Origin of the sequence: Citrobacter sp. L55, from assembly GCF_002850715.1 — a bacterium.
In the GTDB taxonomy this organism is placed as follows: Bacteria; Pseudomonadota; Gammaproteobacteria; order Enterobacterales; family Enterobacteriaceae; genus Citrobacter; species Citrobacter braakii.
Genome location: NZ_KZ559400.1, coordinates 38,950 through 60,836, shown reverse-complemented (window position 1 = coordinate 60,836; position 21,887 = coordinate 38,950). Strand labels below are relative to the sequence as shown.

Below are 21,887 nucleotides of genomic sequence, written 5' to 3'. Positions count from 1 at the left end.
GGCGGCGTGAACACCTTATCCGGCCTAAAAACTAACGGCTAGTCATTTTGGGAAAAATATCTCCAGTCAGGAGAGGGCTAACTGTTGCCTGAAGAAGGGGAAATCATGACGAAATTAACCTGTTTCAAAGCCTACGATATTCGCGGCAGGCTGGGCGAAGAGCTGAATGAAGAGATCGCGTGGCGCATTGGCCGCGCTTACGGCGAGTTCCTGAAGCCAAAATCTATCGTTCTGGGCGGCGATGTGCGTCTGACCAGCGAGACGCTAAAGCTGGCGCTGGCGAAAGGGCTGCAGGATGCGGGGGTGAATGTGCTGGATATTGGCATGTCGGGCACCGAAGAGATTTACTTCGCCACCTTCCACCTTGGCATTGACGGCGGTATTGAAGTGACCGCCAGCCATAATCCGATGGATTACAACGGCATGAAGCTGGTGCGGGAAGGGGCGCGGCCCATCAGCGGTGATACCGGTCTGCGCGACGTGCAGCGCCTGGCGGAAGCCAACGACTTCCCGGCGGTTGATGTGACAAAACGTGGGCACTACCAGCGTATTACTACCCGCGATGCCTACATCGACCACCTGCTGGGTTACATCAATCCCGGCAGCCTGAAACCGATGAAGCTGGTGCTCAATTCCGGCAACGGTGCGGCAGGTCCGGTGGTTGACGCCATTGAAGCCCGTTTTAAGGCGCTGGGTGTGCCGGTCGAGTTCATCAAAATTCACAATACGCCGGATGGCAACTTCCCCAACGGTATCCCCAACCCTCTGCTGCCGGAATGCCGGGCCGACACGCGCAATGCGGTGATTGAACACGGTGCGGATATGGGGATTGCCTTCGACGGTGATTTTGACCGCTGCTTCCTGTTCGATGAAAAAGGTCAGTTCATTGAGGGCTACTACATTGTCGGCCTGCTGGCAGAAGCGTTTCTGGAGAAGAATCCGGGGGCGAAAATTATCCACGACCCGCGCCTGTCCTGGAACACTGTGGACGTGGTGACGGCGGCAGGCGGTAAACCGGTGATGTCAAAAACCGGGCACGCGTTTATCAAAGAGCGGATGCGCCATGAAGATGCCATTTATGGCGGTGAAATGAGCGCGCATCACTATTTCCGTGATTTTGCTTATTGCGACAGCGGAATGATCCCCTGGCTGCTGGTGGCGGAACTGCTGAGTCTGAAAGGACAGGCGCTGGGTGAACTGGTCCGTGACCGGATGGTGGCCTATCCGGCGAGTGGGGAAATCAACAGCACGCTGGCAGAGCCGGCGGCAGCGATTGCGCGTGTGGAGCAGCACTTTTCCCGTGAGGCGCTGACGGTGGACAGAACGGACGGTATCAGCATGGCATTTGTCGACTGGCGCTTCAATTTACGCTCTTCCAATACCGAACCGGTGGTGCGCCTGAACGTGGAATCGCGCGGAAATATTCCGTTGATGGAAGCGCGAACGCGCACTCTTCTGGCGTTACTGAATCAGTAATGCCGGTGCTTCCTTTGCCCGCTTATGGGCAAAGGGTGACTAACAGGAACCACGATGACACATCTAAAAAAGCGCGAACGCGCCAAAACCAATGCGTCGTTAATTTCGATGGTGCAACGCTTTTCAGATATCACCATCATGTTTGGCGGGTTGTGGGTGATCTGCGAATTAAGCGGTTTGCCTTTCCTGTATATGCACCTGCTGGTGGCGCTGATCACGCTGGTCGTTTTTCAGATGCTCGGTGGCATAACGGATTTTTATCGCTCCTGGCGCGGCGTCAAAATTTCCACTGAGCTGGTGCTGTTACTACAAAACTGGACGCTGAGTCTGATTTTTAGCGCAGGTCTGATCGCCTTTAATAACGATTTCGATAATCGTCTCGCCGTCTGGCTGGCATGGTATCTCCTTTCAAGCGTCGGCCTGGTGTTGAGTCGTTCGTTTATTCGCTACGGTGCGGGGTGGCTGCGTAATCGTGGTTACAACACCCGCCGGGTAGCGGTGGCTGGCGACCTGCCCGCCGGACAAATGCTGCTGGACAGTTTTCGCCATGAACCGTGGCTGGGATTTGAAGTGGCGGGGGTCTATCACGACCCAATCCCTGGAAAAAACTCCCGCGACTGGGCCGGTAATCTGCAACAACTGGTGGACGACGCCAAAGCTTCACGCATTCATAACGTTTATATCGCCATGTCGATGAGCGATGGCGCCAGCGTAAAAAAACTGGTGCGTGAGTTGGCCGACACCACCTGCTCGGTGATCCTCATTCCTGATGTCTTTACCTTCAACATCCTGCATTCACGGATTGAAGAGATGAACGGCGTTCCGGTCGTACCGCTGTATGACACGCCGCTCTCGGGGATTAATCGCCTGTTAAAGCGCGCGGAAGATATCGTGCTGGCTTCACTGATCCTGCTGCTTATTTCCCCGGTGCTGTGTGGTATTGCGCTGCTGGTAAAACTGACCTCCAAAGGTCCGGTGATTTTCCGCCAGACCCGCTATGGCATGGACGGGAAGCCGATCAAAGTCTGGAAATTTCGCTCGATGAAAGTGATGGAGAACGACGCGGTGGTGACGCAGGCGACGCAAAACGATCCGCGCGTTACCCCTGTGGGAAATTTCCTGCGCCGGACATCGCTCGATGAACTGCCGCAGTTTATTAACGTCCTGACCGGGGGTATGTCTATCGTCGGGCCACGTCCGCATGCGGTGGCGCATAACGAACAGTACCGCCAACTGATCGAGGGGTACATGTTACGCCATAAGGTGAAACCGGGCATTACCGGCTGGGCGCAAATCAACGGCTGGCGCGGTGAAACCGATACGCTGGAAAAAATGGAAAAACGTGTGGAGTTTGACCTCGAATACATTCGCGAGTGGAGCGTGTGGTTCGATATCAAAATTGTTTTTCTGACGGTATTCAAAGGCTTTGTGAACAAAGCGGCGTATTAACATGAGCTTACGAGAAAAAACGCTTAATGGCGCAAAGTGGTCGGCGATTGCTACGGTGATCATTATTGGTCTGGGACTTATCCAGATGACCGTCCTGGCGCGGATTATTGATAACCACCAGTTTGGGTTGCTAACCGTGTCGCTGGTGATCATTGCGCTGGCCGATACGCTGTCGGATTTCGGTATTGCCAACTCAATTATTCAGCGCAAAGACATCGGTTATCTTGAGCTGACGACGCTGTACTGGCTCAACGTTGGGCTGGGTATGGTGGTATGTGTGGTGATGTTTCTGCTTAGCGGGACGATTGCCAGCGTGCTCAATAATCCCGAACTGGCGCCACTCATCAAAACCTTATCGCTGGCGTTTGTGGTGATACCGCACGGGCAGCAGTTTCGCGCGCTGATGCAAAAAGAGCTGGCCTTCAACAAAATAGGAATGATTGAAACCAGTTCGGTGTTGGCCGGTTTTACCTTTACCGTGGTCAGTGCCCATTTCTGGCCGCTCGCGCTGACGGCCATTCTCGGGTATCTGGTGAACAGTACGTTACGAACGCTGCTGTTCGGCTATTTTGGTCGCCGGATTTACCGTCCGGGGCTGCATTTTTCGCTGGCATCCGTTTCGTCGAACCTGCGTTTTGGTGCGTGGCTGACGGCAGACAGCATTATCAATTACCTCAATACCAACCTTTCCACGCTGGTTTTAGCCAGAACGTTGGGCGCTGGCGTGGCGGGCGGATTCAATCTCGCCTGGAACGTGGCGGTTGTTCCCCCGATCAAACTGAACCCGATTATTACCCGTGTCCTGTTTCCGGCGTTTGCCAAAATTCAGGACGACAGTGAAAAGCTACGGGTGAATTTTTACAAGCTGCTGTCGGTGGTTGGGATCATCAATTTCCCGGTACTCCTGGGATTGATGGTGGTGTCGAACAATGTGGTGCCGCTGGTATTTGGCGAGAAGTGGAACGGTATTATTCCCGTCTTGCAACTGCTGTGCATTGTTGGACTGCTGCGCTCTGTGGGGAATCCGATCGGTTCACTGCTGATGGCGAAAGCACGGGTCGACATCAGCTTCAAATTCAATGTGTTCAAAACCTTTCTGTTTATTCCCGCCATTTTCATCGGTGGTCATCAGGCCGGGGCGATTGGCGTGACGCTGGGCTTTTTGCTGGTCCAGGTGATTAACACGATCCTCAGTTACTTCGTGATGATCAAACCTGTTCTTGGCTCCAGCTACCGCCAGTACATGCTCAGTCTGTGGCTGCCGTTATATCTCTCTTTACCTACCCTTGTGGTGAGCTATGCGCTGGACGTAATGCTGCGCAGCCAACTGTCGCCAGGTGCGTTGCTGGGGATCCAGGTAGCGGCAGGAGTGCTGGCGTTTGCGGCGATGATTGTGGTGTCGCGCCATCCGTTAGTGGTGGAAATAAAACGCCAGCTCTGCCGCAGTGAAAAAATGAAAACCTTGCTTCGTGCAGGATAAGAACAACGCTTTAAGAGGTCATAATGAAACTATTAATTTTAGGCAACCATACCTGTGGGAACCGTGGGGATAGCGCGATTCTGCGCGGTTTGCTGGATGCCATTAACGCGTTGCGTCCTGAGACTGAAGTGGATGTTATGAGCCGTTATCCGGTGAGTTCTTCGTGGTTGCTGAACCGCCCGGTGATGGGCGATCCGCTGTATTCGCAGATGAAGCAACACAATAATGCTGCGGGCGTTATGGGACGCGTGAAGAAAGTGCTGCGTCGTCGCTATCAGCATCAGGTGCTGCTCTCGCGTGTCACCGATTCCGGTAATCTGCGCAATATCGCGATCGCCCAGGGGTTTACCGATTTTGTTCGTCTACTGTCGCACTACGACGCCATTATCCAGGTCGGCGGATCGTTTTTTGTCGATCTGTATGGCGTACCGCAGTTTGAACATGCCCTGTGTACGTTTATGGCGAAAAAACCGCTGTACATGATTGGCCACAGCGTGGGGCCATTCCAGGATGAGCAGTTTAATCAACTGGCGAACTACGTTTTTGGACATTGTAATGCATTGATTTTGCGTGAATCCGTCAGTCTGGATCTGATGAAGCGCAGTGCAATAAACACGGATAAAGTCGAAACCGGGGTAGATACCGCCTGGCTGGTAAATAACCATGATGAGGATTATGAGCCTGGTTATGCCGTACAGCACTGGTTACACATGGCGGCAAAACAGAAGACCGTTGCCATTACTCTGCGTGAGCTGGCTCCTTTTGATAAGCGTCTGGGGACAACGCAGCAGGCCTATGAGCAAGCCTTTGCCGGGGTAGTGAACCGCATCCTTGATGAAGGTTACCAGGTGATAGCGCTGTCAACCTGTACCGGTATTGATAGTTACAACAAAGATGACCGCATGGTGGCGTTGAACCTGCGCCAGTATGTTAACGACCCGGGCCGTTATCACGTGGTGATGGATGAACTCAACGACCTGGAAATGGGGAAAATTTTGGCTGCATGCGATCTGACTGTGGGGACTCGTTTACACTCGGCCATCATCTCGATGAATTTTATGACGCCAGCCATCGCCATTAATTATGAGCATAAATCGGCAGGGATCATGCAACAACTGGGGTTAGCAGAGATGGCCGTCGATATTCGCCATCTGCTCGATGGCAGCCTGGAAGGGAAGGTCGCCGATGCTCTCGGACAGTTACCTGAGCTGAACATACGTCTCGGCGACGCGGTCAGGCGTGAGCGTGAACGTGGGGTGAACATGGTGCAATCGGTTTTAACGCGTATTGAGGGGGAAAAATGAAGGTTGGCTTTTTCCTGCTTAAATTTCCGCTCTCCTCCGAGACCTTTGTACTCAATCAGATTACCGCATTTATCGACATGGGCTACGACGTGGAAATTGTCGCGTTGCACAAGGGCGATCTTGAAAATACCCATGCCTCATTTAATACCTACCGGCTGGGTGAAAAAACGCGCTGGTTACTGAATGAGCCGAACAGCAAACTGGCGAAGCTTAAGTATAGGGCAGTGGCGGCCCTTCGCGGTATTACCCGCGCAGCCACCTGGAAAGCGCTGAATGTTTCACGCTATGGCGATGAGGCGCGCAATCTGATTTTGGCGGCCATTTGCGGTGGGAATCCGCGGGCGTTTGAAGCGGATGTGTTTATCGCTCATTTTGGACCCGCAGGCGTAACGGCCGCCAAACTGCGTGAGCTTGGGATGATCCGCGGCAAAATCGCCACGGTATTTCACGGCATTGATGTTTCGCATCGGGATGTGCTTGCCCACTACACCCCTGAATATCAGCAACTGTTTGAACGTGGGGATTTGATGTTACCTATCAGCAACCTCTGGGCCGGACGTTTAAAAAATATGGGGTGCCCGCCGCAGAAAATCGCGGTCTCGCGCATGGGAATCGATATGACGCGCTTTACGCCCCGCCAGTTGAAATCGCCAGCCGCACCGCTGGAGATTATCTCTGTCGCCAGGTTAACTGAGAAAAAAGGACTGCACGTCGCCATCGAAGCCTGTCGTCAGTTGAAAGAGCAGGGCGTTGCATTCCGTTATCGCATCCTTGGCATTGGCCCCTGGGAGCGTCGTCTGCGTACGCTGATCGAGCAATATCAACTTGATGATGTGATTGAGATGCCAGGCTTTAAACCCAGCCATCAGGTGAAGGAAATGCTTGAGCAGGCCGATGTCTTCTTGCTGCCCTCAATTACCGGAAGGGATGGCGATATGGAGGGGATCCCGGTGGCGCTGATGGAGGCGATGGCGGTGGGCATCCCGGTGATTTCCACCGTCCATAGTGGGATCCCTGAACTGGTCGAGTCGGGCAAGTCTGGCTGGCTGGCACCGGAAAACGATGCGCAGGCGCTGGCAGAGCGATTAGCGGCATTTAGCCTGCTCGACAGTGAGCAGGTGCAGCCGATTGTGCAGTGCGCGCGAGAAAAAATTGCAACTGAATTTAATCAGTTAGCGATCAATAAACAGTTAGCCAGTCTGCTGCAAACGATGTAAATCGAGGTTGTATGTCAGAGAAAAAACTCTCACGCCGTACTTTTCTGACGGCAGGCTCTGCGCTTGTCGTGCTGCATTCTCCCGTTGTTCGGGCGCTAGAATCACCGGGCAGCGTCAACATTCAGGATTACAACCCACAGGATTGGGTGGCCTCTTTCAGGCAGGCGTTCAAAGAAGGACAAACGGTCGTCGTACCAACAGGGCTGGAATGTAAGGATATCAATACCGCCATCGTTATCCCACCAGGCAAAACGCTATTCCTGCAAGGGCGAATAAGTGGCAATGGCCGTGGGCGCTTTGTTCTGCAGGATGGATGCAAGGTGATGGGCGAGCAGGGCGGGAGCCTGAGGAACGTTACCCTCGATGTGCGGGGGTCGGACTGTGTGATAAAAGGGATTGCCATGAGCGGTTTCGGTCCGGTGACGCAAATCTATATCGGCGGTAAAACCTCGAGGCTGATGCGTAATCTGACTATCGATGATATTACCGTCACGCGCGCTAACTATGGCATTTTGCGTCAGGGTTTTCATAATCGAATGGACGGCGTAAAGATCACGAACAGCCGTTTTAGCGATTTACAGGGTGATGCTATCGAGTGGAATGTAGCGATAAATGACAGCAACATCCTCATTTCTGACCATGTCATTGAACGTATCAACTGTACCAACGGCAACGTGAACTGGGGCATTGGCATCGGTCTGGCGGGGAGTACCTATGACAATACCTATCCCGATGAACTGGCGGTAAAAAACTTTGTGGTAGCGAACATAACCGGTAGCGACTGTCGACAGCTAGTGCATGTGGAGAACGGCAAACACTTTATTATTCGTAATATTACCGCGCGAAATATCACTCCGGATTATAGCAAGAAAGCGGGCATTGATAATGCGACGGTCGCTATTTACGGATGTGATAATTTCGTAATTGATAATATCAATATGGAGAATAGTGCAGGTATGCTCATTGGTTACGGCGTAATCAAAGGGCGTTATTTATCCATTCCACAAAACTTTAAGTTAAATAATATCCATCTGGATAATACGAAACGTGAATACAAATTGCGCGGTATTCAGATCTCCTCTGGTAATGCGACTTCATTTGTGGCGATTACCAATGTGGAGATGAAACGTGCCACGCTTGAGTTGCATAACCAACCACAGCACCTTTTTTTACGTAACATCAGGGTGATGCAGCAATCCGCGACGGGACCCGCGCTTAAGATGCACTTCGATCTCCGTCAGGATGTGCGCGGCAAGTTTATGGCTAAACAGGACACATTACTCTCGCTGACGAATGTCCATGCGGTAAACGAAACCGGGCAAAGCTCAGTTGACATCGACCGGGTAAACCATCAGGTGGTGAATGTCGAAGCGGTGAATTTTCGACTCCCGGGACGGGAGCGGTAACTTTGCGACCATTCCTGGCTAAAGTGACACTCCCTGGGATTAAGATTACTGCATTGCGAAGTTAAGCGGCGTAACATACGCTGCATCGGAGTAATGTAATTCATACTGGCTAAAACAAGCTAAAAAGCTATAATTCAGCAACAATTGAATAGGTGAATGACTTAATGATTAATTTGAAAGCAGTTATTCCGGTAGCAGGTCTGGGGATGCACATGTTGCCTGCCACGAAGGCAATCCCTAAAGAGATGCTACCGATCGTAGACAAGCCGATGATTCAATACATTGTCGACGAAATTGTAGCTGCAGGTATCAAAGAAATCGTGCTGGTGACTCATGCGTCTAAGAACGCGGTTGAGAACCACTTCGACACCTCTTACGAACTCGAATCGTTGCTTGAGCAGCGTGTTAAGCGCCAGCTATTAGCCGAGGTGCAGTCTATCTGTCCTCCTGGCGTGACTATTATGAACGTTCGTCAGGCTCAGTTACTGGGTCTGGGTCATTCAATTCTTTGTGCTCGCCCAATTGTTGGGGATAACCCTTTCGTCGTCGTATTACCTGACGTCATTCTTGATACAGCGAGCGCGGATCCGCTGCGCTACAACCTGGCTGCCATGGTTGCTCGTTTTAATGAAACCGGGCGTAGTCAGGTGCTGGCTAAGCGTATGGAAGGCGATCTGTCTGAGTACTCTGTTATTCAGACCAAAGAGCCTTTAGATAATGAAGGCAAAGTCAGCCGTATTGTTGAATTCATTGAAAAACCAGACCAACCGCAGACTCTGGATTCCGATCTGATGGCAGTAGGGCGCTACGTGCTTTCTGCTGATATCTGGGCAGAACTGGAGCATACCCAGCCAGGTGCCTGGGGGCGTATTCAGTTGACGGATGCTATTGCTGAGCTGGCGAAAAAACAGTCTGTTGACGCCATGCTGATGACGGGTGACAGCTACGACTGCGGGAAGAAGATGGGGTATATGCAGGCGTTTGTTAAGTACGGGCTGCGTAACCTGAAGGAAGGGCCGAAGTTCCGTAAGAGCATTGAGAAGTTGCTCGGAGAATAGGCAAGACGAAAGATTAATTATATTAGTAATACTTCATGATAAATGGCAGGGGAAGACTCATGATGCTATCAGTATACAGGCATGTCTTCACTGCCTTTTTTATGATAAAAATCAAGTAGTAAAAAGATCAATGCTCTACCTTTTCTTGTAGCAAAAATCGATTTCTTCTTGTTTCTTAGTTAGATTAATACGACAATATTTGGGATGTTTTGGGGCTAAATGTGTCAAAATGTAATCAATAATTGATAGGCTAAGCCCCCTCAAAAATTGGAGTGTACAGTACACTGGTAGCTGTTGAGCCAGGGGCGGTAGCGTGTTTTTTATTATGCAATACTAAAGTAACATCTTCTAAAACCCTATAAAAATTGTTATAGGGACTCGTTATTTCTTAAATAATAACTTGACAAGTTATTATTAAGAAAATTAGGCTCAACTTCATTAAATATGGAAAGGTTAACGTGAGAATTTTGATTACCGGTGGTGCAGGTTTTATTGGTTCTGCTGTTGTTCGTCATATAATCAATAATACTAATGACAATATCATCAATGTAGATAAACTCACCTATGCTGGAAATCTTGAATCGCTGAAAGAGGTGGAAAACAACGAACGCTATACATTCTTTAAAGCTGACATCTGTGATGGCGAAGCAATGGCGAGAATTTTTCAAGAAACACAACCTGATGCTGTGATGCACCTCGCAGCTGAAAGTCATGTTGACCGTTCTATCACAGGACCAGCGGCATTTATTGAAACAAATATAGTCGGTACTTACACTTTGCTGGAAACCACAAGAAGATACTGGCAAGGTCTGGACGAAGCGAATAGGAACAGTTTCCGATTCCATCATATCTCCACTGATGAAGTTTATGGCGATTTACCTCATCCGGACGAATTACCGGAGGGGGCTGAGTTACCATTATTCACTGAAACTACCTCTTACTCACCGAGTAGCCCTTACTCTGCCTCTAAAGCATCAAGCGACCACCTCGTTCGTGCTTGGAGACGTACCTACGGGTTACCTACTGTAGTGACTAACTGTTCTAACAATTACGGTCCCTATCACTTCCCTGAGAAATTGATTCCATTAATTATTATCAATGCACTTGCGGGTAAATCTCTACCAGTTTATGGCAATGGCGCGCAAATTCGAGACTGGCTGTTCGTTGAGGACCATGCTCGCGCGCTATACAAAGTGGTCACAGAAGGTGTTGTTGGCGAAACTTACAATATTGGTGGCCATAACGAGCGTAAGAATTTGGAAGTCGTTAAAACAATTTGCGAAATTCTGGACGAGGTTGTGACATCTAAACCTGCTGGAATTGCTAACTTTGCTGATTTAATCACTTATGTAACCGATCGTCCTGGCCACGATCACCGTTATGCAATTGATGCCAAAAAAATAAAAAATGATTTGGGCTGGGTGCCAGAAGAAACATTCGAAACAGGCATTAGGAAAACAGTTAATTGGTACCTGAATAATAAAGAATGGTGGAAACGGGTCATGGACGGTTCTTACGCTGGTGAACGTTTGGGTTTGGTAAAATAAAGGTCAAATAATGAAAGGTATTGTTTTAGCTGGTGGTTCTGGGACTCGTCTATATCCTATCACACTTGGAATATCGAAACAGCTGTTACCCGTGTACGATAAGCCAATGATATTCTATCCAATTTCGGTTCTAATGTTGGCAGGTATACGTGATATTTTGATTATTAGTACTCCTGACGATTTACCCGCATTCAAGCGCCTATTAGGGGATGGTTCCCAATTTGGTGTGAAATTCAGCTATGAAGAACAGCCGACGCCAGATGGTTTAGCGCAAGCATTTATCATTGGTGAAGAATTTATAAACAATGATTCTTGTGCACTTGTGTTGGGCGATAATATTTATTTTGGTCAGAGTTTTGGTAAGAAGTTGGAGGCCGCATCACAGCTAAAATCAGGTGCCACAGTATTTGGTTATCAGGTTTTGGATCCGGAACGTTTTGGTGTTGTTGAATTTGATGAGAATTATAAAGCTCTCTCAATCGAAGAAAAACCACTTAAACCCAAATCTAACTGGGCTGTCACTGGGCTTTATTTCTATGATAACAACGTGGTAGAAATGGCTAAGCAGGTTAAACCATCTGCACGCGGTGAACTGGAAATTACAACCTTAAACCAGATGTATCTCGAACAAGGTAACTTGCAGGTTGAATTACTCGGTCGTGGTTTTGCTTGGTTGGATACTGGTACCCACGATAGCCTGGTTGATGCTTCACAGTTTATTCATACTATTGAAAAACGCCAGGGCATGAAGGTTGCCTGCCTCGAAGAGATCGCGTATCGCAATAAATGGATTAGTAGAGATCAACTTTTTGAACAGGCTAATAAAATGAGTAAAAATGGATATGGCCAGTATCTGAAGATTATTGCTGGAGAGAACCAATGAAAGTAATTGATACTAAAATTAAAGATGTAAAAATCATTGAGCCGAAAGTCTTTGGTGACGAACGTGGATTTTTCTTAGAGACCTTTGAGAAAAATAGATATCAAACCATGCTCAATATTGACATGGATTTTGTTCAGGATAACCATTCTCGTTCAAGCAAAGGTGTCCTGCGTGGACTGCATTTTCAGCGTAACAATCCACAGGGCAAACTTGTTCGCGTAGTACGTGGTGAAGTGTTCGATGTTGCAGTTGATATTCGTAGGGACTCTCCAACATATGGTACTTGGGAAGGCGTAATTCTTTCTGAAGCTAACAAAAAGCAATTCTGGATACCACCTGGACTTGCCCATGGCTTCTTAGTGCTGTCCGATATTGCTGATTTTGAATACAAATGCACGGATTACTATGATGCAAGTTCTGAAGGCTGTTTGATCTGGAATGATCCGCAGGTAGCTATTGAGTGGCCTGAGATTGATGCTGAGATTAAGCTTTCAGTGAAAGATGCTGTTGGTAAATCATTACACGATCTATAGCATGATTGTAAGGCATAGATAATATCTATGCCTAATAATTATAAGAGGTTTATGTGTTTAATAGTTTTTTTAATGATCTAGTTAAATATAAAACTGTCCTTGGGCAGCTCGTTAAACAACAAGTTACTCTCCGCTACCGAAGAACAATTTTTGGGTTTTTATGGACATTACTAAACCCATTATTAAATATGATAGTTATTGCCACGGTATTTTCTATAGTACTAAAGTTTCAAATAAGAGACTATAGTATTTTTTTATTTTCAGCAATTATTCCATGGACAATGTTTTCGAATACAATTGCTCAATGTTCGCAGTCTCTCATAATGAATGAGAGTTTAATTAAGAAGATATATCTACCGAAGCAATTATTCATTACGGCAAATGCATTCTCAGTGCTGATTGATTCATTCTTAAGTACTATCTGTTTATTTATCATTGCATTATTGTTTGGTGCTAAATTATCTTTTGCACTTTTATTTTTGCCATTTTCTTTCTTTATTCTTTTCTTTTTCACGTTTGGACTAGGATTGATTCTGTCCATATGCTCCGTATTTCTTCGAGATATGCAATATTTAATCGGGGTGCTATTGCAGGCGCTTTATTTTATCACGCCAATAATTTATCCGATTAGTGCAGTGCCTGAAGAATTTAGATGGGTATTCTCTTGGAATCCAATGTTTTATTTTGTGGAGTTGTTTCGAGATCCTATTTACAATAATGTGCTGCCATCATTCGATTTAATAAAAACCTGTATTGTATTCTCAGGTGTCGCCTTTGTAATGGGCGTGTATATATTTAAATCCAACGAACATAAAATTGTATTTAGGTTGTAAAATGGAATCTAAAATAGTGTTTGACAGCGTATCATTATATTTTAATGATCATAAAAACTCTCGGGTAACTTTTAAAGAGTTATTTGCTAATATTTTTAAGTCTAGAGCTAATTTACCGAATTACACCGGTAAACATTTAGCCCTTAATAATGTAAACATAACCATTAGACATGGAGAAAGGTTAGGTGTTGTTGGTAGAAATGGTGCTGGTAAGAGTACCTTTCTGAAAACGTTATGCAAAATATATGCACCGTCTTCAGGCCAGATCAGAGTAAACGGCAATATTGCCCCATTATTGGAAATTGGTGCTGGATTTAATCCAGAGTTAAGCGGCCGTGAAAATATATATCTTAATGGGGCTATATTAGGACACTCAATACAAAAGCTGAAGACACTGGAAGATGAAATTATTGATTTTTCTGAGTTAAATGAATTTATTGATATACCTGTAAAATACTATTCAACTGGAATGTATCTCAAATTGGCATTTTCAATTGCTACGGCAGTTAAGCCAGATATTTTAGTTTTAGATGAATTATTTGCTGGTGGGGATGCGGAGTTTATTGCAAAGGCAAAACTCAGAATGTCAAAATTCATTGAAGACTCAAGTATTATGGTCTTTGTTTCTCACCAGTTAGAGCTTTTAGAAGAATTGTGTACCCGTGTAATTTGGATCGATAACGGAGAAGTTATTGCAGATGGTAAGCCAGAAGTAATTATCAAACAATATTTAAATAAATGATAAATGATAAATGATAAATGATAAATGATAAATGATAATATGATAGATATAGTTATTGTTAGCCATGGTAATTATGAAGACTTAGTTAATATTTTTAATGAATTATCTGGTTGCGAGCAATGTAATATTTGGGTTAGAGATAATCTTTCAGAATACAAAGTTAGAGAACTGTGCTCACAGTACAGTATTAATTATAGTCCAGCTTTACGATGTGAAGGATTTGCTCTAAACAATAATATTATAGTTGAGGAGATTATTAGGAAGTATAATGCGCTTTGTACAAATAATGAATCACACTATGTGCTTTTTATGAATCCAGATGCCTTTATCACTAAGACTGCTCTAACATTACTGAATGAAAAGGTGCTCCAAAACCAGCCTGATATGTTTACTATCGATTTATACAAAGATAAATCATTTACAGTTAGAGATCCTGCAATAAGACGTTTCCCAACTGTAGCTACTTTCTTATGTTCATTCTTGATGAATAAGAATAATAGTATTTTAGATCGCAACAGTTTAATCGAAACTAGTAATCCTGATTGGTGTGCAAGTTCATTTTTCGGTATAAAGTTAAATCATTATATTGATTTGAATGGTTTCGATTCCCGTTTCTTTATGTACTGTGAAGATGTAGACCTCTGCTATCGTGCAAAGCAAAGAGGGCTAAATTTAACTTACTATCCTGATATATGCGGCATACATCGAGCAAATCACGGTAGTAAGAAAATTTTTTCTCAGAATTTTCTATGGCATTTTTCAAGTGCCATTCGCTATATCTGGTACAGAATAAATGAGCACAGATAATAAAACGATAGTTTTAGGTATTCAACAAAACTATAAAATAGCAGCAGCGGTGTTGATAAAATCTCTAATCAAGAATAACCAAAACTCTATTTTTGATATTTTTATTCTAACAGATGCAGATCTGTCAGAGTATTTCAATAAATTACATTTACCTAACTGTACGATAAATATTAAAGTTATTGATATAAGCGAAATTAAGAATATCGACTGTGGTCGTTTTGGACTTGGTACATTATATCGACTGTTAATGGATCAATACATACCTACAAACTTAGATAAGGTTTTATATTTAGATTCCGATATAATTGTTAATGGTAGTATCGATGATTTATTTGGAATTGAATTTAACGAACATGAATTAGTGGCTGCTGTGGAATGTAGTATATCCAAAGAACATATAAAAAAAATAAAAGTTAAAAGTAATAAAATATTTAATGCTGGAGTTATATTATTTTCATTTAATAGAGCATGCAATGCTGAGGTTTTCTCTCAAGCGCGAGATTATGTGATTGAAAATAATACCAGTTTCAATGATCAAGACGCATTAAATACTGTGCTCGATGGAAGAGTGAAATATATAAGTCCTAAGTGGAATTATGAATTATTTAGAGCTAAACGTGATCTGATTTATAACAAAGTTGATGCGTCTAAAATCAATATGATTCATTATACCGGGAAAGATAAACCGTGGGATTACTATGATATAAACCCTTATTCCTATCTTTATCGTTTTTATTACAAAGAGTTATTTGGTGAACTCATGAAATTTAATAATGTTTCACCATTTGCCAGACTAATAAAAACGCTCAAGTTGTATTTATATAAAAACTTCTTAACATCTCGTATGTATATACTCTTACAAAACATATTTAGAACGAGAGCTTAATGAAAATCTATGCAATATCATATGGGCATTATAAAGGTTGCTACAATGATAAAGTCGTGATTCCGATTCAGGCTGGGAGCGTTCTTGTGGATACAGATAAAATACAAATAAAAGACGCTGGACTGATAAATATTTCCGATAAAAATAGCACATATAATGAATTAACTGCTATTTATTGTGTCTGGAAAAATCCTGATCTTCAGTCGCCATTTGTAGGAGTCTGTCATTATAGAAGATTTTTCGTTAGTGCAAAAGGCATGGATTTTTTTTTCTTAAGATTGTTAAGGAAAATACAACTGCCAAAGTGGTTGCTGAAAAAAACGTATAGTTATTTTCTTTCAAAAACGACAGCAACCCTTCTTGATAAATCAAATGATATTGATGCTATATTTCCATCAAAAATTAAACTTAAAATATCACTCCGAGAGCATTATTGCTTATTCCATGATTCAACTCATTACGAGGCTATGATGAAAGTCATCAAAAGAGACTTTTCATACCTTTATGATACAGCTGAAAAATGTAGTGATTCATGCTCAGGATACTTTTTTAATATGAGCATCCTGAAACAAGATTTATTTAATGAATACTGTCATGAGCTTTTTAAATTTGCATCTCTAGTGGAAGATGAACTGTCTTATAATTTGCCAGATAAAAAATCACGCTACATTGGGTATTTAAGTGAACGTTTTAGTAGTTTTTACTTTTACTATCTAATTAATCAAAATAAAATTTCTTATACGGAAATGAATGTTATGCTTATTAAAAGTGAGGTGTATTTGTGATAATTAATATTCAACCAATAATTATTCCAGATAGTGAAGTATGTAATGTTCGGTCTCTTTTTTTTAGAAGCGATGACTTGGTAGAATATGCGTCAGGTAAATTTACACCATTAATAACTTCATTAAGTTCAAAAATTTCGTTTAATACCTATTTTAATAGTTTTTCTGCTGGTAAATGGATCAAACATACAAATATTGAAAAAGCATTTCTTCAATTAAACGTCTATGGTAAGGGTTTAATTAGAGTTATTAAATCTAAATTAGATTTAGATTCTATTAATGAGTCCACGGTAAATGAATATTTTTTCGAAACGAAAGAAGAGAAAGTTCTAAAAATTGATCTCCGACTTGATGATCTAACTTTTAAAGACACGATCAGCTTTGAAGCTTTCTTTACAACAAATGAGTCGTATATTAGTGAAGCTGGATATTGGGGCGAAATTAATGAAAGTAACATTAAACCTGTTAGCTTGGCGCTTGCTTCATGCACTTATAAAAAAGAAAAATATATAAATAAAACACTGTCTCTCATTGATAGATATATAATTGATTTACACCCAGATTATGATATAAAAACTTATATTGTCGATAATGGTGGTACTTTAGATTATGATATTTGTGAAAAATATAAACGTACCACTCTTGTGAAATCAGATAATCTGGGAGCTAGTGGTGGTTTTTCTCGTGCATTATATTGTGCTATTCAGAATAATGATACACACGTAGTATCACTAGATGACGATATTCTTCTAAATCCATACTCGGTGAGTTTATTATATAATTTTTTACAATGCCTTAAAACTGAATATAGCGACTATGCTATTGCTGGTGCTATGCTAATGTATGATAAACAGTATATGCAACATGATTCTGGCGCATATATTGAAAAAAATCGTTTGCATGGAATACATAGTAATCTCGATTTACGTAGTTATTACAATTGTTTATTGAATTCTGTACAAGAGTTTCATGATAAAACATTTAATGGCTTTTGGTTCTGTTGCTATCCTGTCCATTTATTAAGCTCCAAAGGGTTGGCATTTCCTTTCTTTATGAAAGGTGATGATGTCGAACTTGGGATTAGAATTTTCAATAAAAAAATGCTGTCATTGAATGGTATTTGCACTTGGCACGAAAGTTTCTATAAAAAATTTACGCCTGTTTATAGTAATATATATGAATTGAGAAATCTTCTCATAATTTATAGCACTCAGTTTAAAAATTATTCGGCTGTTGATGCCTGCACTTTATTTGTTAAACGCTCTTTAAAGGAATTATTCTTTTATAGATATAAAGGAGTGGTACTTAATTGCAAAGGAGTCGAATTATTTTTAAATGGTAGTGAAGGTATTAAAAATATCGACAATGCCACTATTGTAAAAGAGAATCAGATATACAAATTATTAGATCCGATTGATAGTGATTACAATTTCTCATATGAAGCCTACCTTCGCTCAATTTGTCCAAAGAAAGAGCATTTCGCAAAAAGAATTTTGCGACTTGTGACATTTAACGGAAATCTCCTTCCTAGTATTTTCTTGAAGAAGAATATTATCGTACCAACTGTCACCGCCTCAATGCGTAGTGTATTTGGATACCGTAATATTATTCATTACAATGCTGAAGAACATAAAATTTATGTTACTAAAAACTCTAAGATTGAGTTTTTAGGCGCAATATGGAATATTTCTAAGATAAGTATAAAAATTCTACTAAACTATAGGAAAATTAAAATAGATTATCTTGCTAACTTTTCTCAGTTGACTGCTATAGAGTCTTGGGAAGAAAAATTCAAACAGAGTGACAGGAAATAAGATGGCTGTTAAATACGATTATGTCATTATCGGTTGTGGTCTTTCCGGTATTGTATTAGCAAATAATATTGCTACTAAACTGAATAAAAAAGTACTCATAATTGAAAAGCGTGATCACATAGGTGGAAATTGCTATGACTACTATGATGAACATGGTGTTCTTGTCCATAAATATGGTCCGCATATATTTCATACAAATTACAAAGATGTATTTGATTACTTAGATCAATACACTGAATGGTTTGTTTATAAATTTCAGGCGCGTACTTTAATTGATGGTAAGAAGACTTACTTACCGTTTAATTTGAATACGATGAAAGATATTCTCGATGAAAACTTATATGGTGAAATTTCTCAAAAACTCATCGAAACTTATGGTTATGACAAAACGGTTCCAATCTTTGAGCTTAAAAAATCTAAAGATAAAAAAATTCAATGGTTAGCTGACTATATTTATGACAAGGTTTATGTCAATTACATTGCTAAACAGTGGAATCTCAAACCTGAAGAGCTTGATAAAAGTGTTCTTGAACGTGTTCCTGTTTATATTTCCCGTGATAATCGGTATTTTAAAGATAAATATCAGATTATGCCACGAGATGGTTACACGGTTATGTTTAATAAAATGCTGGCTAATAAAAATATCCATGTTTTGTTAAACGCAAATGCTGATGATTTCATCACTCTTACTGACGATAATCAGATTCAATATATGGGGGGGCGATTTGACGGTAAATTAATTTATACAGGTCAAATTGATCATCTTTTCGGGTATAAATATGGTGAACTTCCTTATCGTTCTTTACGGTTTGATTTCGTTAATTATACCAAAGAGTTCTTCCAGGAAGTCGCTATGGTAAGTTATCCAAATAACTACGATTTCACTCGAATTACTGAAAGTAAACACTTAACTGGTCAGGATTGTAAAACTACAACAGTAGTATATGAATACCCTCAAGATTATGATAAGAATGATCCTGATAAAAATGTGCCATATTATCCTGTACCTCGTGATGAAAATCATCAACTTTATTCCAAATACTCAGAGTTAGCATCCAATTATAAATCGTTGATATTGGTTGGTCGCTTAGCTCAATATAAATATTATAATATGGACCAAATGATTAAAGTTGCTCTTGATACGTTCGTAGAAATTCAGGCTGGAGAGAAATAGTGAAAAATATTCTTATTATCGGTGGCTCAGGTTTTATGGGGGCCAATTTTACTGAGTATTTTCTTGGTAAAGGTTACAAAGTAATCAGTTTTAGTCGTTCGCCAATCCGTATTCAGCATGAAAATGTCATTAGCATTTGCGGCGATAGTCGCGATGCAGCTAAGATTGAGGAAATCTTTACTAATTATGATATTGATCTTGTAGTCTTCACTCTTACCAGTTTTTGGGTTGTGGATGGTGTGAGTTCTTATCAGGATTTGACGGCTATCAATTTAGCAGCTTTTATTGATGTTCTTAATATTATGAAGCGTAATAACGTAAATAATATTATTTACATTTCTTCTGGAGGCTCTATCTATGGTCAATCGGATAAGCCGATTCCTGAGAATGCACCTCTTTGCCCTGTGAGTTTCTATGGCTGGATTAAAGAAGCCGCAGAGAGTTATCTGAAATATGAAGCACGAATTAATCCTGCCCTTAACTATTTGATTTTTAGGCCTTCAAATGTCTATGGTAAGTATCAGCAACTTAATCGTATTATCGGTGTGGCTCTGAAAAATACTTATCTTGGAATACCAATGAACATCTTTGGTGGTGCGGATACTAAGAAAGATTATATTTATATTGACGATTTCTGTGAGATCATTTTTGAAACAATTAATAAAGGTGTTTGGAATGAAACCTATAATATAGGTTCTGGTGTGGGTACCAGCATAAGAGATATTCTTGAGCTTGCACAAGAGGTTGTTAATAAGCCACTTTCAGTGGAGTACGGGAAGCAAAAAGAAGGTGACATTAGTTATAGCGTTCTAAACGTTGATAAAGTTAAAATGATATCAGGTAAGAATAACTTCATCAGTGTTAGAGATGGTATGGCTAAAATGTATCCATATGTTGTCGAAGAATTAGCTCGGTTAGAGCAGAAAAAATAATTTTTTGTGCCTTAAAACACCAATTGCTAAACGGTAAACTAGTTCTCTTACCGTTTGTTGGAGTAACATGTGATTTCAATACCAAGGCAGTTTGGCTACTTACTGCCTGGAGCTTACACCTGACAGGAGTTTTACATGTCTAAGCAACAAATCGGCGTCGTTGGTATGGCTGTGATGGGGCGCAATCTGGCGCTCAACATCGAAAGCCGTGGTTATACCGTGTCCGTTTTCAACCGCTCGCGTGAAAAAACGGAAGAGGTTATCGCCGAGAATCCGGAGAAAAAACTGGTTCCTTACTATACGGTAAAAGAGTTTGTTGAATCCCTTGAAACGCCTCGTCGTATCCTGTTAATGGTGAAAGCAGGCGCTGGCACTGATGCTGCTATCGACTCCCTGAAGCCATATCTGGATAAAGGTGACATCATTATTGATGGCGGTAATACGTTCTTCCAGGACACTATCCGTCGTAACCGTGAGCTCTCAGCTGAAGGATTTAACTTCATCGGTACCGGCGTCTCCGGTGGCGAAGAAGGTGCACTGAAGGGACCATCTATTATGCCTGGTGGTCAGAAAGAAGCTTACGAGCTGGTTGCCCCAATCCTGACCAAAATCGCCGCTGTTGCAGAAGATGGTGAACCGTGTGTGACGTATATCGGTGCCGACGGTGCTGGTCACTATGTGAAGATGGTACACAACGGTATTGAGTACGGTGATATGCAACTGATTGCTGAAGCCTACTCATTATTGAAAGGTGGTTTGAACCTAAGCAACGAAGAACTGGCTAGCACTTTCACCGAGTGGAATAACGGCGAACTGAGTAGCTACCTGATCGATATCACCAAAGATATCTTCACTAAAAAAGATGAAGATGGTAAATATCTGGTGGATTTCATCCTGGATGAAGCGGCGAATAAAGGGACGGGTAAATGGACCAGCCAGAGCTCTCTGGATCTCGGTGAACCACTGTCTCTGATTACTGAGTCTGTGTTTGCACGTTACATCTCTTCACTGAAAGATCAGCGTGTTGCTGCCTCTAAAGTCCTGTCCGGTCCTAAAACTCAGCTTGCGGGTGATAAGGCAGAATTTATTGAGAAAGTACGTCGTGCGCTGTACCTCGGTAAGATCGTGTCTTATGCTCAGGGCTTCTCTCAGCTGCGTGCCGCATCTGACGAGCATAATTGGGATCTGAACTACGGCGAGATTGCAAAAATCTTCCGTGCGGGCTGCATCATCCGCGCGCAGTTCCTGCAGAAAATCACCGATGCCTATGCTAAAAACCCTGGTATCGCAAACCTGCTGCTCGACCCGTACTTCAAGAACATTGCCGATGAATACCAACAGGCGCTACGTGATGTTGTTGCGTATGCTGTGCAGAATGGTATCCCGGTACCGACATTCTCTGCTGCTGTCGCTTATTACGACAGCTACCGTGCAGAGGTGCTCCCTGCAAATCTGATTCAGGCCCAGCGTGACTACTTCGGTGCGCATACTTATAAACGTACTGATAAAGAAGGTGTTTTCCATACTGAATGGATGGAATAAGTCTTCTGACGTTCACTGG

Annotated in this window: 19 protein-coding genes; all 19 read left to right on the top strand. The window is 42.7% G+C overall.

Features of this window, described 5'->3' with window-relative positions; genetic code table 11:
- Positions 1 to 105 precede the first annotated feature (105 nt).
- Positions 106 to 1,476, top strand: coding sequence for a colanic acid biosynthesis phosphomannomutase CpsG (gene cpsG / locus B9P82_RS04810; protein ID WP_101700042.1), 1,371 nt, complete (start codon positions 106 to 108; stop codon positions 1,474 to 1,476).
- Positions 1,477 to 1,530: 54 nt separating this feature from the next.
- Positions 1,531 to 2,925, top strand: a complete 1,395-nt coding sequence (wcaJ, locus tag B9P82_RS04805) for an undecaprenyl-phosphate glucose phosphotransferase (RefSeq protein WP_016156914.1) — start codon at positions 1,531 to 1,533, stop codon at positions 2,923 to 2,925.
- A gap of 1 nt (position 2,926) precedes the next feature.
- Positions 2,927 to 4,405: a colanic acid undecaprenyl disphosphate flippase WzxC gene (gene wzxC, locus B9P82_RS04800; RefSeq protein ID WP_101700041.1), complete on the top strand. Its 1,479-nt coding sequence runs from the start codon at positions 2,927 to 2,929 to the stop codon at positions 4,403 to 4,405.
- Between the two features lie 23 nt (positions 4,406 to 4,428).
- Positions 4,429 to 5,709, top strand: coding sequence for a colanic acid biosynthesis pyruvyl transferase WcaK (gene wcaK / locus B9P82_RS04795; protein WP_101700040.1), 1,281 nt, complete (start codon positions 4,429 to 4,431; stop codon positions 5,707 to 5,709).
- Positions 5,706 to 6,926 (top strand): colanic acid biosynthesis glycosyltransferase WcaL, encoded by a 1,221-nt coding sequence (wcaL, locus tag B9P82_RS04790; RefSeq protein WP_101700039.1) that lies wholly within the window; start codon positions 5,706 to 5,708, stop codon positions 6,924 to 6,926. Before wcaK ends, wcaL begins: the two co-directional genes overlap by 4 nt.
- A gap of 11 nt (positions 6,927 to 6,937) precedes the next feature.
- Entirely contained in the window at positions 6,938 to 8,332 is a 1,395-nt protein-coding gene (gene wcaM, locus B9P82_RS04785) for a colanic acid biosynthesis protein WcaM (RefSeq protein ID WP_101700038.1), read from the top strand.
- Between the two features lie 164 nt (positions 8,333 to 8,496).
- Positions 8,497 to 9,390, top strand: coding sequence for a GalU regulator GalF (galF, locus tag B9P82_RS04775; RefSeq protein WP_101700037.1), 894 nt, complete (start codon positions 8,497 to 8,499; stop codon positions 9,388 to 9,390).
- 458 nt (positions 9,391 to 9,848) lie between these two features.
- Complete coding sequence (gene rfbB / locus B9P82_RS04770) at positions 9,849 to 10,937, top strand: dTDP-glucose 4,6-dehydratase (protein WP_101700036.1); 1,089 nt, start codon at positions 9,849 to 9,851, stop codon at positions 10,935 to 10,937.
- 10 nt (positions 10,938 to 10,947) lie between these two features.
- The gene (rfbA, locus tag B9P82_RS04765) at positions 10,948 to 11,820 is read left to right on the top strand and encodes a glucose-1-phosphate thymidylyltransferase RfbA (RefSeq protein ID WP_101700035.1); all 873 of its coding nucleotides are present in this window, start codon (positions 10,948 to 10,950) and stop codon (positions 11,818 to 11,820) included.
- Positions 11,817 to 12,353 carry a dTDP-4-dehydrorhamnose 3,5-epimerase gene (gene rfbC, locus B9P82_RS04760; RefSeq protein WP_101700034.1) on the top strand — a complete coding sequence of 179 codons (537 nt, stop codon included), beginning with the start codon at positions 11,817 to 11,819 and terminating at the stop codon, positions 12,351 to 12,353. The genes rfbA and rfbC overlap by 4 nt, the downstream gene beginning before the upstream one ends.
- 53 nt (positions 12,354 to 12,406) lie before the next feature.
- Entirely contained in the window at positions 12,407 to 13,186 is a 780-nt protein-coding gene (locus B9P82_RS04755) for an ABC transporter permease (RefSeq protein ID WP_101700033.1), read from the top strand.
- A 1-nt stretch (position 13,187) separates the two neighbouring features.
- On the top strand, positions 13,188 to 13,928 hold the full coding sequence (locus tag B9P82_RS04750; protein ID WP_101700032.1) for an ABC transporter ATP-binding protein: 741 nt from the start codon (positions 13,188 to 13,190) through the stop codon (positions 13,926 to 13,928).
- Positions 13,929 to 13,952: 24 nt separating this feature from the next.
- Complete coding sequence (locus B9P82_RS28220) at positions 13,953 to 14,735, top strand: glycosyltransferase family protein (RefSeq protein ID WP_131382550.1); 783 nt, start codon at positions 13,953 to 13,955, stop codon at positions 14,733 to 14,735.
- Complete coding sequence (locus tag B9P82_RS04745; RefSeq protein WP_101700031.1) at positions 14,722 to 15,621, top strand: glycosyltransferase family 8 protein; 900 nt, start codon at positions 14,722 to 14,724, stop codon at positions 15,619 to 15,621. The genes B9P82_RS28220 and B9P82_RS04745 overlap by 14 nt, the downstream gene beginning before the upstream one ends.
- Positions 15,621 to 16,406: a DUF4422 domain-containing protein gene (locus tag B9P82_RS04740; protein WP_101700030.1), complete on the top strand. Its 786-nt coding sequence runs from the start codon at positions 15,621 to 15,623 to the stop codon at positions 16,404 to 16,406. Before B9P82_RS04745 ends, B9P82_RS04740 begins: the two co-directional genes overlap by 1 nt.
- Positions 16,403 to 18,220, top strand: a complete 1,818-nt coding sequence (locus B9P82_RS04735) for a glycosyltransferase (protein WP_101700029.1) — start codon at positions 16,403 to 16,405, stop codon at positions 18,218 to 18,220. The genes B9P82_RS04740 and B9P82_RS04735 overlap by 4 nt, the downstream gene beginning before the upstream one ends.
- 1 nt (position 18,221) lies before the next feature.
- A complete protein-coding gene (gene glf, locus B9P82_RS04730) occupies positions 18,222 to 19,394 on the top strand; it encodes a UDP-galactopyranose mutase (RefSeq protein WP_101700028.1) in 1,173 nt (390 codons plus the stop codon).
- Positions 19,394 to 20,326 carry an NAD-dependent epimerase/dehydratase family protein gene (locus B9P82_RS04725; protein ID WP_101700027.1) on the top strand — a complete coding sequence of 311 codons (933 nt, stop codon included), beginning with the start codon at positions 19,394 to 19,396 and terminating at the stop codon, positions 20,324 to 20,326. The genes glf and B9P82_RS04725 overlap by 1 nt, the downstream gene beginning before the upstream one ends.
- Before the next feature lie 135 nt (positions 20,327 to 20,461).
- The gene (gndA, locus tag B9P82_RS04720) at positions 20,462 to 21,868 is read left to right on the top strand and encodes an NADP-dependent phosphogluconate dehydrogenase (RefSeq protein WP_101700026.1); all 1,407 of its coding nucleotides are present in this window, start codon (positions 20,462 to 20,464) and stop codon (positions 21,866 to 21,868) included.
- Positions 21,869 to 21,887: the final 19 nt, after the last annotated feature.